Below are 16182 nucleotides of genomic sequence, written 5' to 3' on the forward strand. Positions count from 1 at the left end.
GTGGTCACCTTGGCGTGTGCCGAACACTTCCTCCACGACCCGGACGCCGGACCGGGTCACCGCTGACGCCGTCCCGACGGGCATGCGCATCGCCGGCGCGTTCTCGTGGCGCTTCCTCGTCGTGGTCGCCGCCCTCGCCGTCGTCGTCGCCCTGGTCGTCCTGCTGCAGGAGATCGTCGTGCCGTTCCTCGTCGGCCTGCTCGTCTGCGCGCTGCTCGCACCGATGTCGGCGTTCCTGCAGCGGCACGGGTGGCCGAAGTGGCTCGCGGTGCTCTCGTGCTTCGTCGCCGTCCTCGTCGTCATCGGTGTCCTCGCCCTGGTCGTCACCGCCCAGATCCGCTACGACCTGCCGACGCTCGAGCACCGCCTCCGGAGCAACGTGCAGACGTTCCAGACGCTGCTGGCCACGGAGCCGTTCGGCATCACGTCCGCCCAGGTGACGAAGTACCTCTCCGAGGCGACGACGTTCCTGCAGGCCCACGTCTCGTCGATCCTCTCCGGAGCGGCCGAGGCCGGCACCGGGCTGGTCCACGCCCTCGAGGGCCTGTTCATCGTGGTCTTCACGACGATCTTCGTGCTGGTCGACGGACGCCGGATCTGGTCCTGGGTCGTCCGGATCTTCCCCCGTCGCTCCCGCGGTCGCATCGACGCGGCCGGGCAGGCCGGGTGGAAGACCCTGACGAGCTTCATCCGCGTGCAGCTCATCGTCGCGGTGACGGACGCGCTCGGCATCGTCATCGGCGCCCTCGCCCTCGGGCTGCCGCTCGCCGTGCCGATCGGCGTGATCGTGTTCTTCGGCGCCTTCGTGCCGGTGGTCGGCGCGATCGTGGCGGGGATCGTCGCCGTGGTCATCGCGCTCGTCTTCAACGGCCTGGTGCCGGCGCTGATCATGCTCGCCGTGGTCGTCGCCGTGCAGCAGCTCGAGAGCCACGTCCTGCACCCGTTCCTCACCGGGTCAGCGGTCCGGGTCCACCCGCTCGGCGTCGTTCTCGGCGTCATCGCGGGCACGACCATCGCCGGGGTGGTCGGGGCGTTCTTCGCGGTGCCGTTCATCGCCACGGTGAACGCGATGGTGCACGCCGCCGCCGAGTGGCGCCCCGGAGAGCAGGACGACGCGACCCCCGCCGCGCAACGGTCAGACGACCGCGAGGCCGATCACGGCGGAGTCCAGTCGTAGCCGTCGACCCACCAGCAGGTGTCCAGCCACACCCACTGCAGGCCGAGGCAGACGACGACGAGGAGCACGCGGTACACGCGGGAGCGCGGCAACGCGACGATGCCGAGCAGCGGGGCGATCGGCAGCAGGATCCGCCACGTGCTCGACTGCGGGAAGAACACCGCGAGCAGGTACACGACGTAGGCGATGCCCCACAACCGGAGCTCCAGGCCGATGCGGCGGGCGGCGGGGTGGAGGACGAACACGGCGAACCCGACGACGGCCACCGCGAGCAGGACCCCGCCCGCCGGCTGCCGGAACCACCAGCCGAAGCCCTGGATCCACGGGGTGAAGGGCACGAGCTCCTGCCAGCCGATGTACGACGACCGCCAGGCGAGCTCGGTGTCCGTGTAGGCCTTCGGCACCCCGGTGACGGCCCAGGCGATCGCGGGCCACGCCAGGCCGACCAGCCCCGAGACGACCCCGACCACGAGGGGCGGGACGGCGCGACGGACCGTGAGCCGTCCGGTCTCCCGGACCCATGCCGGACGGACCGCCCACGCGCCGAGGAAGAGCACCACCAGGAGCGCGAACGCGAGCCCGGTCGGCCGGGTCATCCCGAGCAGGAGCACGACGGGCAGCATGGTCCACCAGCGTCGGTCGACCATCAGGAGCAGGGCGACGAGCAGCAGGAAGAGCCCCATCGCCTCGGCGTAGGCGACCTGGAACACGGCGGACACCGGCGCGACGCAGAACAGCACGGTCGCGAACGTCGCCCGACCGTCGTCGAGGAAGCGGCCCATCAGGCGCCGGAAGACCAGGGCCGCGCCCCACCCGGCGGCGAACGAGACCGCGACCGCCACCGCTTCGAACGAGGCCCCCGTGAGCACCATGAGCCCGCGCACCAGGAACGGGTACGCCGGCATGAACGCCCACGCGTTCTCGGTGACGTGCCCGGCGCTGTCGACCGGCAGCGTCGAGGGGTAGCCGGACGAGGCGATCACCCGGTACCAGGCACCGTCCCAGATGGACGCGAACGACAGGTAGGACGGGTGCTGGACGGTGAAGGAGTTGGCGGTCTGCACGCTCGCGAACGCCAGGAGCATCGCGCCCGTCACGAGCCGCGCCACGAGGTAGACCACGCTGACCCGGACCCACCACGGGACGACGCGGTAGCGGGCCCGCCACCGCGTGGTGCTGCTCCGCCCCGCGACGACCGGCGCGGGGCCGGTGGTCACGCCGTCAGCCACCGACGCAGGCCGTCCTCGACCGCGGTGATCTGGTCGACGGGGACCTGCTCGTCGTCGTGGTGGGCGAAGACCGGTTCGCCGGGGCCGTAGTTGACCGCGGGGACGCCGAGCGCCGAGAAGCGCGCGACGTCGGTCCAGCCGTACTTCGGGCGGGGCGCGGGACCGCCGACGGCGGCGACGAACTGCTGCGCGAGCGGGGCGTCGAGGCCGGGGCGGGCACCGGCGGCGAGGTCGACGATCTGCACGTCGTACCCGTCGAAGAGCTCGCGGATGTGGGCGACGGCCTCGTCGGCGCTGCGCGACGGGGCGAAGCGGTAGTTGACGTGCACCATCGCCTCGTCCGGGATGACGTTGCCGGCGATCCCGCCGGTGATGCCGACGGCGTTCAGGCCCTCGCGGTACTCGAGTCCGTCCACCGTGACCGTCCGCGGTTCGTACGCGGCGAGGGTGGCGAGGATCGGGGCGGTCTTGTGGATGGCGTTGTCGCCGATCCAGCTGCGGGCGCTGTGGGAGCGCTTGCCGGAGGTGCGGACCTCGGCGCGGAGGTTGCCGTTGCAGCCGCCCTCGATCTGCGCGCCGGAGGGTTCACCGAGGATCGCGAAGTCCCCGGCGAGGAGCTCCGGCCGGGTCCGGGCCAGGCGGCCGAGACCGTTCAGGGCGTCGCTGACCTCCTCGTGGTCGTAGAAGACCCACGTGACGTCGACGTTCGGCTCGGTCAGGTCGTGCGCGAGCTTGAGCTGCACCGCGCAGCCGGCCTTCATGTCGACCGTGCCGCGGCCCCAGAGGATCTCGGTGCCGTCCTCGGCGGTGCGGAACTCCGTCGGCAGGTTGTGGTTCAGGGGCACCGTGTCGATGTGCCCGGCGATGACGACGCGTCGTGCCCGCCCGAGCTGCGTCCGCGCGACGATCGCGTCGCCGTCACGGACCACGTCGAGGTGTGGCAGCGACGCGAGCGACGCCTCGATCGCGTCGGCCAGACGCCCTTCGTTGCCGGACACCGACTCGATGTCGCAGACGGCGCGCGTGATGTCGATGGACGAGGCGGTGAGGTCGAGCAGCTCCGGCATGCGGGCAGCCTACCGGCCGTGCCTCGCGCGCTCCGTGAGGGACCGCACACCTGTGGACGACGACCGCTCACGTCCCCGGGCCGTCCGCCCGGACGGTCCGTCGCCCGGGGCGCTCGCTAGCCTGGTCCCGTGACCGAGACGACCCCCACCGCCCGACCGTCCCACGCCTGGGGCCACGGCCTCGCGACGATCGCCGCCGACGGCACCACCCTCGACACCTGGTACCCCGAGACGCACCTCGGCGAGCGCCCCGCCGACGCGGCCTTCCCCGAGGAGCTCCGCACCCACGTCGGCGACGACCCCCGGCGTGACGTCCGGATCGAGGCGGTCACCACCGAGATCGCGATCGACGCGGCACCGACCAGCACGCCGGACGCCTACCTGCGGCTGCACCTGCTGAGCCACCTGCACGTGCGGCCGAACGAGGTCTCGCTCGACGGGGTCTTCGCGCACCTGCCCATCGTCGCGTGGACGAACGCCGGACCGGTCCACCCCGAGGCCCTGACGCGGCTGCGCCCGTCGCTCCAGCGCGCCGGCATCGCGGTGCACGCGGTGGACAAGTTCCCGCGGCTGCTCGACTACGTCGTGCCGGACCGTGTCCGCATCGGTGACGCGAACCGTGTCCGGCTCGGTGCGCACCTCGCTCCCGGCACCACGGTGATGCACGAGGGCTTCGTCAACTTCAACGCCGGGACCCTCGGTGACGCGATGATCGAGGGCCGGGTGTCCCAGGGCGTGGTCGTCGGCGTCGGCACGGACATCGGCGGCGGCGCGTCGATCATGGGCACGCTCTCCGGCGGCGGGACGCACCGGGTGTCCCTCGGCGAACGGGCATTGCTCGGGGCGAACGCCGGGCTCGGCATCTCGCTCGGCGACGACTCCGTCGTCGAGGCCGGGCTCTACGTCACCGCGGGCACGAAGGTCGTGCTCGTCGGCACGGCCCCCTCCCCCGACGGCACGCCGCGCACCGTCAAGGCGGCCGAGCTGTCGGGGGTGCCGAACGTGCTGTTCCGGCGGAACTCGCTCACCGGGGCGGTCGAGGCGTCGCAACGGCAGGGGCAGGGCATCCAGCTCAACACCGACCTGCACGCCTAGGCACCGGGACACGACCCCGCGGGACACCGCCGCGCCCGCTCGCCGGACCAGTACGCGGGAACGACGTCTCCGGAAGCGGACACGGCTCGACGGCGACGGCTCCGTACGCTCGCGGCGTCCCTGTCCCGACCGAGGAGTCCTGATGACCTCGTCCCCCTCCCGTGCCCGCGGTGCGCGCGTCGCGCTGAGCGGCCTCGTGCTCGCCTCCACCGTCTTCGGCACGGTGCTCGTCCCCGCCACCGCGAACGCCGCCACCGACCCGGCACCGACCACCCCCGCTGCGACCGCCCCGCCCACGTCCGACGTCGACGCCGTCGGCATCCCCGCTCCGATCGTGGGGACGAGTGCCTCGGACCTCGCGGTCGCGCCGCTCGGCATCGCGGAGGACGCCCAGTGGGAGGACGGCACGCGCTACGCCCGCAGCGACCTCCGCCAGGCCGGCCGGTGGATCAAGAAGGGCCAGCAGATCGCCGTCACGGTGCCGGAGGGCATGGGCGGCGTCTTCGTCGGTGTCGGCCAGTACGGCAACCACATCGGCATCAACCAGTGCAAGAACGTCGGCGTCGCACAGTTCGCCGCGCGCGGGGGCGTCACCACCGAGATCACGGCGCCCCACGACGGCCTCGTCTCGGTGTTCGACACGAGCGACACCGACACGGGCATCGTGCACATCGCGGGTGGGTACCCGGTCCCGACCTTCGTGAAGGGGCAGACCGACCGCGCGAAGTTCGACCGGCAGCTGCGCGAGTGGACGGCCAGTCCGTTCTTCCTGCTCATCGGCGAGCGCGTGCAGGCGGACGTCCGTCGGCACTCGGACGAGCCGAAGGACGACCAGAACGAGGAGCTCGTCCACGGGGACGACCTCGACGCGCGCCTCGCCGCGTGGGACGACGTCGTCGAGACCAACGCGAAGTTCTGGGGCGGTCAGGGCAAGCACCGCGTGCACATCGCGACACCGAGCTACGACGTCTCCGGCAGCTCCGAGTACGCCGACGCCCACAACGGCTTCGTGTCCTTCCCCACGGACTTCGCCGACCCCCACAACCTGCTGACCGGCGACCGCACCCAGGCGGGCGAGGGCCACTTCCGGCACGCGATCGGGCAGGTCTACCAGCAGCGCTCGACGCGCTGGAAGAACGGCTTCGGGCAGGCGGACGACTACGCCTCGGCAGACCTCGCGAGCCTCGTCATCGAGGAGCGGGTGAACGGGCGGAACTGGCTCGACGGGTGGACGCACAAGGTCCGGGAGTTCCGTGCGAAGCCGATCGAGCAGCGCGACTTCTGGGCGAACCAACTGAACGCCACCACGCGCAGCCTGATGTTCGACCAGCTGCGTCGTGCGTACGGGAACGACGTCGTCGCGCGGACGACCGCTCGCGCGAACGAGGACGGCGACCGCACCTACCGCCGCGCGTTCATCCGTGCCGCAGCCCAGGTGACGAAGCAGGACCTCACGCGCTTCTTCGCGGAGTGGGGCATCAGCGTCGAGGACGACGTGCGCGCCGAGATGGCCACGTACCCCGAGCCGAAGACGCCCATCTGGGACGACTTCGACGCCCTGGACTGATCCCGACGACGGACAGGAAGCGCGTGGCGGTCCCGCCACGCGCCTCCCGTCCGTCGGGTCGAACCACGGAAGCGACATCGAACCGACCGGGCGGGCTGGTTCGACGTCGCTTCGGTGGTTCGACGCACGCGCGCGTTCCGCGCGGTCGCACGCGCGTCACCGAGCGGGCAGGACACGCCGCGTGCGCGTCGCCGAGCGGGCAGGATCCGTCGCCGCCGCGTCCCAAGGTGACAGAAAAGGCCCGCTCGCGGGACGCGAGCGGGCCTTTCGGCACCGACGACGGCACAGCGCCGTCGTCGTCGGCCTCAGCGCGCCGGCAGGTCCCGTTCCGGGTGTCCGACGTACAGCTGCTGCGGGCGGCCGATCTTGTTGAGCGGGTCGTTGTTGAGCTCGCGCCACTGGGCGATCCACCCCGGCAGCCGCCCGATCGCGAAGAGCACCGTGAACATCCGCGGCGGGAAGCCCATCGCCCGGTAGATGATGCCCGTGTAGAAGTCGACGTTCGGGTAGAGCTTCCGGCTGACGAAGTACTCGTCCTCGAGCGCGATCTGCTCGAGCTCCATCGCGATGTCGAGCAGGTCGTCCTGCACGCCCAGCGACTGCAGCACCTCGTGCGCGGACTCCTTCACGAGCTTCGCCCGCGGGTCGTAGTTCTTGTACACGCGGTGCCCGAAGCCCATGAGCTTCACCCCGCGCTCCTTGTTCTTCACCCGCTCGACGAAGCGCGACACCGGCTCGCCCGAGTCCTTGATCTGCTGGAGCATCTCGAGCACGGCCTCGTTCGCACCGCCGTGCAGCGGCCCGTACAGCGCGTTGATGCCGGCGGAGATCGACGCGAACATGTTCGCCTTCGTCGAGCCGACCAGGCGCACCGTCGAGGTCGAGGCGTTCTGCTCGTGGTCCTCGTGCAGGATGAGGAGCCGCTCGAGCGCCTTGGACAGCACCGGGTTCGGCTCGTACGGCTCGGCCATGGTGCCGAAGTTCAGCCGGAGGAAGTTGTCGACGAACGACAGCTTGTTGTCCGGGTAGAGGAACGCCTGGCCGATCGCCTTCTTGTGCGCGTAGGCCGCGATGACGGGGAGCTTGGCGAGGAGCCGGACGGTCTGCAGCTCGACCTTCTCCGGATCGTCGACGTCCATGTCGTCCTCGTAGTAGGTCGACAGGGCGCTCACGGCGCTCGACAGGACGGACATCGGGTGCGCCGAGTGCGGCAGGGCGTCGAACAGGCGGCGGAGGTCCTCGTGCAGCAGGGTGTGCCGGCGGATGCGGGCGTCGAAGCCCGCGAGCTCCTCGTCCGTGGGGAGCTCGCCGTAGATGAGGAGCCAGGCGACCTCGAGGTAGGTGCAGCCGGACGCGACCTGGTCGATCGGGTACCCGCGGTAGCGCAGGATGCCCTGGTCGCCGTCGATGTACGTGATGGCGCTCTTCGTCGCCCCGGTGTTCACGAAGCCGTAGTCGAGCGTGTTCAGCCCGGTCTGCTTCTTGAGCGACGAGATGTCGATGGCGGACGCGCCGTCGACGCTCGGCAGGATCGGGAACTCCGCCGTGCCACCCGGGAACGTCAGCGTCGCGGTCTCCGTCGACTCGGCGGCGGCAGGGCTCACGGGAACGGGCGTGGTGGGCGGTGTGGCCGTCTTCTGAGCATCGTTGGCAGTGTCAGTCACGGGGACAGCCTAACTGCGAGGACTGTCGGTCGTGCACCACCCGGAGGCGAAGGTTTGGTGGACTCCACGGATTGTGCGGAGCACGCACGTCGTGCGTTGCGGTGTCGGTCGGGAGGCGCGGTGCGCCTCCGTCAGGACGCCGCCAGTCGGCGGGCGCTCGCCAGACGCTGCGCGGCCGCCGCGATCCGGTCGTCGGTCGCCGTGAGCGCCACCCGCACGTGCTCCGCACCCGCGGGACCGTAGAAGGTGCCCGGCGCGACGAGGATGCCGCGGTCGGCCAGCCAGCCGACGGTGTCGAGCGCCGGCTCGCCCCGGGTCGCCCAGAGGTAGAGCCCGGCCGTGCTGTGGTCGATCCGGAAGCCGGCGCCTTCGAGTGCCCGTCGGAGCATGTTCCGGCGGGCCCGGTAGCGGGCCTTCTGCTGCTGCACGTGGGTGTCGTCGGCGAGGGCGACGATCATCGCGTCCTGCACGGGCAGCGGCGGCATCATGCCCGTGTGCTTGCGCACCGCGAGCACGTCGGCCAGGACCGCGGCGTCACCCGCCACGAACGCGGCGCGGTAGCCCGCGAGGTTCGACTGCTTCGACAGCGAGTAGACGCTGAGGACGCCGTCGGTGGTGTCGCCCACGACCCGGGGGTCGAGGATCGACGGCGTCGGTGCGGCGTCGTACGGCGGCTCCCACCCGAGCTCGGCGTAGCACTCGTCGCCCACGATCACGGCGCCGAGTGCACGGGCACGTTCCACCGCGGCACGGAGCTGCTCGACCGTGAGCACCCGGCCGTCGGGGTTGCCCGGCGAGTTGAGCCACACGAGCTTCGTCGTGTCCGGCCACGCGGCGGGGTCGTCCGACGCCAGCGCCTCGGCACGCACCAGGGCGGCACCGAGCTCGTAGGTCGGGTACGCGGCCTCGGGGAACACCACGGTGTCGCCGGGTCCGATGCCGAGCCACAGCGCCAGCCCGGCGATGAACTCCTTCGAGCCGATCGTCGGCAGCACCTGGTCCGGCGTGAGCGTCACGCCCTGTCGGCGGGCGTACCACGCGACGATCGCCTCGCGCAGGGCCGGTGTGCCGGCGACCTGCGGGTAGGCGTGCGCGTCGGTCGCCTGAGCCAGCGCCGTCCGGACGACCTCGGGGGTCGGGTCGACGGGCGAGCCGACGCTGAGGTCGACGATGCCGCCCTCGTACGCCGCGGCGCGCTGCTTGAAGGGGACGAGCTGGTCCCAGGGGAAGTCGGGGAGGTCGAGCGCCACGGTCCGGTCCGGGGTCAGCCGCGCGGGGGCTCGGCCATGACGACCGGGTGGTCCTTGTGGATCACACCGACCTTCGCGGCGCCACCGGGCGACCCGACCTCCTGGAAGAACTCCACGTTGGCCTTGTAGTAGTCGGCCCACTCGTCGGGGAGGTCGTCCTCGTAGTAGATCGCCTCGACCGGGCAGACCGGCTCGCACGCACCGCAGTCGACGCACTCGTCGGGGTGGATGTACAGCGACCGGTCACCCTCGTAGATGCAGTCGACCGGGCATTCGTCGATGCAGGCGCGGTCCTTGACGTCGACACAGGGCTGGGCGATCACGTAGGTCACGGTGCGGGTGCTCCCTTCGGACTGAGCGTGGTCGAGTCTACCCGCGGCGCCCGGGAGCCCCGGACCGCGCGGGGTCCGCGGACGACGGAGCCGACGCCGCTGCGGCGCGGGCGCGGAGTCCGGACAGGTCGGGCCACGCGAGTGCGAAGGCCGCGATCACCGCGGGTGCGAAGGTCCAGACGTACCCCGCGAGGTTCGCGAGCACGAGCGGTGACGACTGACCGCCGACGCTCACCAGGACCTGCGTGGCGACGATGATCGCGATGCCGGCCGCCGCGACCATCGCCCGCGAGCGGTACAGGAGCCGCAGGCCCACGACGAGCCCGAGCACGACGAGCGTGGTCAGGACCATGCCGACCGGGAAGCCCCCGAGTCGCTGCTGGTGCGTGACGGTCCCGAGCGCTCCGACGACCAGTCCGGCGACCGCCGCGACGACGATCGCCGTGACCTTGCCCTGACGGCCGAGGTCGGCGAAGGTCTCCGGTGCCGGCGGGACCGGGTCGGCGTCGTGCCGGAACGCCTCCACCGCGGGGGCCGCCTGCCGGACACCGTGCGGCATCACCCAGGTCAGGCGCTGCGGATCGACCGGGTCGACCGGGTCGACGGTCACCTGCGACCGGTACTGCTCCACCGCGGCACGGACCTTCGCCCGGACCGGCGCGACGTCGACCGTCAGGTCCACCTCGGGCGAGTCCGCGGGGACGATCATCGAGAAGGCGACCTCCTCGGCGCGGGCGGCGTACCGCGCGGCGTGGTGCACGCGCACGTGGTCCGGGTGGCCGTAGCCGCCGTCGTCGGCGTAGCTGACCACCGCGTCGGCCCCCGTCGAGCGGATCGCCGCGCGGACGTCGTCGACGACCTCGCCGAGGTCGGCCGCGGTGAGCGAGTCGACCGGGGCGTCGGCGGCGGCCGTGGCACGCCCGTCTGGCCCCCACTGCATGCCGGAGTCGGTGTACCGCCGCTCGGGCAGGTCGGTGGGGCGCGCTCCCCTGCCGCCGAGCCACAGGTGCGCCGGGCCCCCGAGGGCGGCCAGCGCGGCGGCGATCTCGGTCTCGCGGTGCGCGGCCACACGGGGACCGTCGCCGAAGAGCGGCGCGAGGGCCTCGGTGAGCATCTCCCCGCGTTCGCCCCGGGTCGCGGTCAGGACCGTGACCTCGGCACCGAGCTCCAGCAGGGTGGCGATGGTCCCGCCGGACGACAGGGTCTCGTCGTCGGGGTGGGCGTGCACGAACAGGACGCGCTCGGGACGCGTTGCGGGAGCCTTGGACATCGCGTCCCAGGGTACTTCGCTACCGGGGCGTGACGATGTACGTCGCGGTGGCACCGGCCTCGGAGTCGGACACGGTCAGGACCACGCGGTACGCGTCGCTCCGGAACAGCCCGAACGCGCTCGTCGCGTCGGCACGCTTCGCCGACTCGGTGTAGCCAGCCGCGGCCAGCTGCTCGTCCGCCGCGCCGAACTCGTCCACGGAGGCCACCCGGACCTGGACGACCCAGCCGGTGCCGTCCGGGCCGGCCCCTCCGCCGAGGACGGTGCCGTCGACGAGCGGGACGTCCGCGGACGGGAAGCCGTCCGGGACCTTCCCGTCGCTCGTCACGCCCGAGCCCGACAGTGCCGCGTCGAGCGCGCCGTCGATGCCGCCGGCGACCGAGGCCATGCCGTCCTGGACGGCCTTGCCGTCGATGCCCTGCACCGTCTCGCTCATGTTCGACGCGACCGAGGAACCGAGGTCGGTGGCCTGGCGGACGGCGTCGGCGGAGCAGCCGGTCAGGCCGGCGAGGGCGATGCCCGCCGTGACGGCGGCGATCAGGGTCCGGGGCGTGCGCATGGGCAGCACCCTAGGGCCCCATCCGCCGGGCTCGGCGTGCGTTGGCTGTGGATCTCCCGCCCGCCGCGCCTCAGGACAGCCAGCCGCGAGCGGCGGCGGTCAGGGCGTCGACGCCGACGGGGATCGCGGTCTCGGCCTGCGGGGCGTAGAACGGCGAGTGGTTGCTCGGGATCTCCTCGCCGCGACGGAACAGTTCGGGGTCGGTGATCCCCGTGAACCAGTAGACGAGCGGCACGCCGGCGGCCGTCGCGAGCTGCCCGACGTCCTCCGACGCCATCGCGAGCCCGATCTCCAGGTCGCGGGCGTCCGGCACGACCCCGCGGAGCGCGTCGAGCACCCGACGCGCGGCGTCCGCGTCGTTCACCGTGACCTCGGCACCCGGTGCCCGCTCGATGGTCGGGGCGGGCAGACCGCCGGCGTCGCTCTCGGCCCGCACGATGCGCTCGATCGAGGCGATGATGCGCTCGCGGGTCTCCTCGTTCCGGGCCCGCGTCGAGATCTCGATGACGGCCTGGTCCGGGATGATGTTCGGGCGCGTACCGGCGTGGAACGAGCCGACCGTGACGACCCCGGCGTCGGACGGCGAGACCTCGCGCGAGACCACGGTCTGCAGGCGCACGACGGCGCTGGCGGCGGTGACGATCGGGTCGAGCGACGCCTGGGGCGCCGAGCCGTGCGCACCGCGGCCGTTGAACGTCACCGTCAGGCGGTCGCTCGACGCCATCACGGGGCCGGAGCCGACCGCGACGACGCCGACCGGGGCCGGCGCCGAGTGCTGCCCGAGGACGACGTCCGGCTGCGGGAAGCGCTCGACCAGGCCGTCCTCGATCATCGCGCGGGCGCCGGAGATCACCTCTTCCGCGGGCTGGAAGACCGCCACGACCGTGCCGTGCCACGCACCGCGGTCGTCGACGAGGCGCTCGAGGGAGCCGAGCAGCCACGTGACGTGGATGTCGTGCCCGCAGGCGTGCATCGTCGGGACCTCGGCGCCGTCGTCGTCGCGGCCGGTGTGCGTGCTCGCGTACGGCAGGCCGGTGCGCTCCTGCACGGGCAGGCCGTCGATGTCGGCGCGGAGCCACACGACCGGACCGTCGCCGTTCGACAGGACGCCCACGACACCCGTGCCGCCGACGCCCGTGGTGACCTCGATCCCGCCGAGCTCGGCGAGCCGGTCGGCGATGACGCCGGCGGTGCGGTGCTCCTGGAAGCCGAGCTCCGGGTGGGCGTGCAGGTCCTGGTAGAGGGAGAGGAGATCGAGGGTCACGCGCTCCACCGTATCGCCACAGACCGACGGCCCGGCCACCTCGTGAGGTGACCGGGCCGTCGGACGGAGGGGTGCCTCCAGACCGGTGTCGGACCGCTTACGCGTCCTGGCGCTTCAGGCGGGCGTACGAGCGCTGGCGGGCCTGCGCGTCGAGCTCGACCTTGCGGATGCGGACGGCGTCGGGGGTGACCTCGACGCACTCGTCCTCGCGCGCGAACTCCAGGCACTCCTCGAGCGAGAGCTGGCGCGACGGCGTCATCGACTCGAAGGAGTCGGCGTTCGCCGAACGCATGTTCGTGAGCTTCTTCTCCTTCGTGATGTTGACGTCCATGTCGTCGGCGCGCGAGTTCTCGCCGATGACCATGCCCTCGTAGACCTCTTCGGTCGGGTTCACGAAGAACGACATGCGCTCCTGCAGGTTCGTGATCGCGAAGGGCGTCACCACACCGGAGCGGTCCGAGACGATCGAGCCGTTGATGCGGGTCTGGATCGGGCCGGCCCACTCGTCGTAGCCGTGGAAGATCGCGTTCGCGATGCCGGTGCCACGGGTCTCCGTGAGGAACGACGTGCGGAAGCCGATCAGGCCACGCGACGGCACGACGAACTCCATACGGATCCAGCCGGTGCCGTGGTTCGTCATGTTCTCCATGCGACCCTTGCGCGCGGCCATGAGCTGCGTGATCGCGCCGAGGTGCTCCTCCGGCGTGTCGATCGTCATGTGCTCGTACGGCTCCTGCAACTTGCCGTTCTCGTCACGGCGGGTGACGACCTGCGGCTTGCCGACGGTGAGCTCGAAGCCCTCGCGACGCATCTGCTCGACCAGGATGGCGAGCGCGAGCTCACCACGACCCTGGACCTCCCAGGCGTCCGGACGCCCGATGTCCTCGACCTTGAGCGAGACGTTGCCGATGAGCTCGCGGTCGAGGCGCTCCTTGACCATGCGGGCGGTGAGCTTGTGGCCCTTGACCTTGCCGACCAGCGGCGAGGTGTTCGTGCCGATCGTCATCGAGATCGCCGGTGCGTCGACCGTGATGGTCGGCAGCGGACGGACGTCCTCGGGGTCGGACAGCGTCTCACCGATGGTGATCGTGTCGAAGCCGGCGACGGCGACGATGTCACCGGGGCCCGCGGACTCCGCCGGGTAGCGGTCGAGCGCCTTCGTGATGAGCAGCTCGGTGATGCGGGCGTTCGCGACGGTGCCGTCGTGCTTGACCCACGCGACCGTCTGCCCCTTCTTCATCGTGCCGTGGAAGATGCGGAGCAGCGCGAGGCGGCCGAGGAACGGCGACGCGTCGAGGTTGGTGACGTGCGCCTGCAGCGGGTGCTCGTCGTCGTACTTCGGCGCCGGGACGTGCTGCAGGATCGCCTCGAAGAGCGGCTCGAGGTCGTCGTTGTCCGGCAGGGTGCCGTCCTCGGGCTTGTTGCGCGACGCGGCACCGGCACGGCCCGAGGCGTAGACCACGGGGACGTCGAGGATCGCGTCGAGGTCGAGGTCCTCGACCTCGTCCGACAGGTCGGAGGCCAGGCCGAGGAGCAGGTCCTGCGACTCGGAGACGACCTCGTCGATGCGGGAGTCCGGGCGGTCCGTCTTGTTGACGAGCAGGATCACCGGGAGCTTCGCGGCGAGCGCCTTGCGGAGCACGAAGCGGGTCTGGGGCAGCGGGCCCTCGGACGCGTCGACGAGCAGCACGACACCGTCGACCATGGAGAGGCCGCGCTCGACCTCACCACCGAAGTCGGCGTGGCCGGGGGTGTCGATCACGTTGATCGTGATGCGACCACCCGGGTTGAACTCCTCGGCGTGCTTCCCGTTGTAGAGCACCGAGGTGTTCTTCGCGAGGATGGTGATGCCCTTCTCGCGCTCGAGGTCGTTCGAGTCCATCATGCGGTCTTCGCCCTCGAAGTGGGCGTCGAACGAGTTGGTCTGCGTGAGCATCGCGTCGACGAGGGTGGTCTTGCCGTGGTCGACGTGTGCCACGATGGCGACGTTGCGCAGGTCGGACCGGGTGGCGAGCGCCATACAGGACATCCTTCAAGTGTTCGGAGAAGATCGGGCGGCCGGTCGACGTGGACACATGGCACCCGCGGGCAGAACGCCCGACACGCCAGTCTACCGGTAGTTCGCAACCCTGAGGAGTACAGCCCGTGAGCAGACGACGAACGTGGATCGAGATCACGATCGTCCTCATGCTCTCGCTCGGCGGCAGCGCGCTGTACTCGGTCCTGCAGATCATCGACGACCTGTCCCAGACCACCCCGCTCGGCGAGCAGTCCACGGCGCTCAACACGTCGACCACGACCGTGCAGTACGTCGACCTCGCCCGGCAGCTCGTCGGCATCGCGGTCGACCTGGCCCCGGTCGCGCTGGTCTGCTACCTGCTCTGGAGCACGACCCGCCCGCACCTCCGACGGCTCGGCATCGACAGGTTCCGGGCCCGGCCCGACCTCGGTGGCGCCGCGCTCATCGCGCTCGGCATCGGCATCCCCGGGCTCGCGCTCTACTTCACCGGGCGGGCACTCGGCTTCACGGTCGACGTCGACCCCGCGGCGCTGAACACCTACTGGTGGACCATCCCCGTCCTGCTGCTCTCGGCGATCCGGTCCGGGCTGCAGGAGGAGGTCATCGTCATCGGGTACCTGTACGAGCGCCTCGGAGGCATCGGCTGGGGGCGGTGGCAGGTCATCCTGTCGACCGCGGTCCTGCGCGGGAGCTACCACCTGTACCAGGGGTTCGGCGCCTTCGTCGGCAACGCCGTCATGGGCGTCGTCTTCGGGTGGATCTACACGAAGTGGGGACGGCTCCTGCCCCTCGTCATCACGCACTGCCTGCTCGACGCCGTGGTGTTCGTCGGCTACCCGTTCGTCGCCGCGGCCCTCCCCCAGCTGTTCCGCTGACCCGCTGACCGCGCGACGACCTCGGTGCATCCGCCCAGCGCGCGTCCAGCGGGCCGGGGCGTGGTTCCCTGCCGGACGCCCTAGCGTGGTCGCATGCAGATCCCCGAGGTCGGTGAGCCAGCGCCGGGCTTCACCCTGCCCGGCACCACCGTGCGGGGCGGCGCCCGCACCGACGGCGAGTACGCGCTGGCCGCCGAGATCGGCCGGACGGTGGTGCTCGCCTTCTACCCGGGCGACGCCACCCCCGTCTGCACCGCCCAGCTCTGCAGCTACCAGGAAGAGCTCGACGACTTCGGCGACCTCGGCGCGGTGGTGTGGGGCATCAGCCCGCAGGCCCTCGACTCGCACGCGGCCTTCGCCCACGGCTCCTCGCTCACCTTCCCCCTGCTGAGCGACCCCGCCGGCGACGTCGTCCGCGCGTACGGACTCGTCGCACCGGGCATCGGACTCCGCCGCTCGGTGTTCGTCATCGGGCCGGACGGCGTCGTGCGGTGGCGGCACGTCGGCCTCGTGGGGCTGCGCTTCCCGAAGGCCGCGACGATCCGGGCGCAGGTCGAGCAGCTGGTCGCGTAGCGGGTCGACGGCGTGTCGATCTCCTGAAGGTTCCGCAGTGGGGTGTTGACACCCGAACGGGGGACGGGGACCATCAGAGGGACGAGCGGTCCACACGGACTCGCCTCCCCGGGGAATCGGGTCGTCCGGAGGTACGCGCCGGTGTGTCACGCCCGCTCCCCGGACGTCCCCGGGGAGGCGCTCTCGTCACGCTCCCCGGCCGTCACGGCACCGTCCGAGGGTCGGCGCTCTCGACGTCTC

General features: G+C 71.7%; 14 protein-coding genes. 5 read left to right on the forward strand and 9 right to left on the reverse strand.

Annotation, left to right across the window (positions count from 1 at the left end; all coding sequences use genetic code 11):
- Positions 1-16 precede the first annotated feature (16 nt).
- Positions 17-1177 carry an AI-2E family transporter gene (locus tag AB0N84_RS01540; RefSeq protein ID WP_363543296.1) on the forward strand — a complete coding sequence of 387 codons (1161 nt, stop codon included), beginning with the start codon at positions 17-19 and terminating at the stop codon, positions 1175-1177.
- On the opposite strand, the gene AB0N84_RS01545 is transcribed toward AB0N84_RS01540, so the two are convergent.
- Together AB0N84_RS01545 and dapE are read right to left on the reverse strand one after the other, a co-directional pair.
- Positions 1156-2394 carry a hypothetical protein gene (locus AB0N84_RS01545; RefSeq protein WP_363543298.1) on the reverse strand — a complete coding sequence of 413 codons (1239 nt, stop codon included), beginning with the start codon at positions 2392-2394 and terminating at the stop codon, positions 1156-1158. The two genes, AB0N84_RS01540 and AB0N84_RS01545, sit on opposite strands and share 22 nt — an antisense overlap.
- Entirely contained in the window at positions 2391-3473 is a 1083-nt protein-coding gene (gene dapE, locus AB0N84_RS01550) for a succinyl-diaminopimelate desuccinylase (RefSeq protein ID WP_182047053.1), read from the reverse strand. Before dapE ends, AB0N84_RS01545 begins: the two co-directional genes overlap by 4 nt.
- Before the next feature lie 129 nt (positions 3474-3602).
- Between dapE and dapD the strand changes: the two genes are divergently transcribed.
- Together dapD and AB0N84_RS01560 are read left to right on the forward strand one after the other, a co-directional pair.
- Positions 3603-4568, forward strand: coding sequence for a 2,3,4,5-tetrahydropyridine-2,6-dicarboxylate N-succinyltransferase (gene dapD / locus AB0N84_RS01555; RefSeq protein ID WP_363543301.1), 966 nt, complete (start codon positions 3603-3605; stop codon positions 4566-4568).
- Between the two features lie 142 nt (positions 4569-4710).
- A complete protein-coding gene (locus AB0N84_RS01560) occupies positions 4711-6135 on the forward strand; it encodes a M60 family metallopeptidase (protein ID WP_363543304.1) in 1425 nt (474 codons plus the stop codon).
- Positions 6136-6440: 305 nt separating this feature from the next.
- On the opposite strand, the gene AB0N84_RS01565 is transcribed toward AB0N84_RS01560, so the two are convergent.
- The 7 genes from AB0N84_RS01565 to typA form a co-directional block, all read right to left on the reverse strand.
- Positions 6441-7739 (reverse strand): citrate synthase, encoded by a 1299-nt coding sequence (locus AB0N84_RS01565; protein WP_083263736.1) that lies wholly within the window; start codon positions 7737-7739, stop codon positions 6441-6443.
- 191 nt (positions 7740-7930) lie between these two features.
- Positions 7931-9049, reverse strand: a complete 1119-nt coding sequence (gene dapC, locus AB0N84_RS01570) for a succinyldiaminopimelate transaminase (RefSeq protein WP_363543306.1) — start codon at positions 9047-9049, stop codon at positions 7931-7933.
- Between the two features lie 14 nt (positions 9050-9063).
- The gene (gene fdxA, locus AB0N84_RS01575; protein WP_069711637.1) at positions 9064-9381 is read right to left on the reverse strand and encodes a ferredoxin; all 318 of its coding nucleotides are present in this window, start codon (positions 9379-9381) and stop codon (positions 9064-9066) included.
- Between the two features lie 37 nt (positions 9382-9418).
- Positions 9419-10651, reverse strand: coding sequence for a PIG-L family deacetylase (locus AB0N84_RS01580; protein WP_363543308.1), 1233 nt, complete (start codon positions 10649-10651; stop codon positions 9419-9421).
- A gap of 19 nt (positions 10652-10670) precedes the next feature.
- Entirely contained in the window at positions 10671-11210 is a 540-nt protein-coding gene (locus AB0N84_RS01585) for a hypothetical protein (RefSeq protein WP_363543310.1), read from the reverse strand.
- Between the two features lie 70 nt (positions 11211-11280).
- The gene (locus AB0N84_RS01590; RefSeq protein WP_363543312.1) at positions 11281-12474 is read right to left on the reverse strand and encodes an amidohydrolase; all 1194 of its coding nucleotides are present in this window, start codon (positions 12472-12474) and stop codon (positions 11281-11283) included.
- Positions 12475-12571: 97 nt separating this feature from the next.
- Positions 12572-14494: a translational GTPase TypA gene (gene typA / locus AB0N84_RS01595; protein WP_069711641.1), complete on the reverse strand. Its 1923-nt coding sequence runs from the start codon at positions 14492-14494 to the stop codon at positions 12572-12574.
- Positions 14495-14619: 125 nt separating this feature from the next.
- Between typA and AB0N84_RS01600 the strand changes: the two genes are divergently transcribed.
- Positions 14620-15369, forward strand: coding sequence for a CPBP family intramembrane glutamic endopeptidase (locus tag AB0N84_RS01600; RefSeq protein WP_363543314.1), 750 nt, complete (start codon positions 14620-14622; stop codon positions 15367-15369).
- Between the two features lie 93 nt (positions 15370-15462).
- Positions 15463-15942 (forward strand): peroxiredoxin, encoded by a 480-nt coding sequence (locus AB0N84_RS01605; protein ID WP_363543316.1) that lies wholly within the window; start codon positions 15463-15465, stop codon positions 15940-15942.
- Positions 15943-16182 lie beyond the last annotated feature (240 nt).

The organism is Curtobacterium sp. NPDC089185 (assembly GCF_040685235.1).
Taxonomy (GTDB): domain Bacteria; phylum Actinomycetota; class Actinomycetes; order Actinomycetales; family Microbacteriaceae; genus Curtobacterium; species Curtobacterium citri.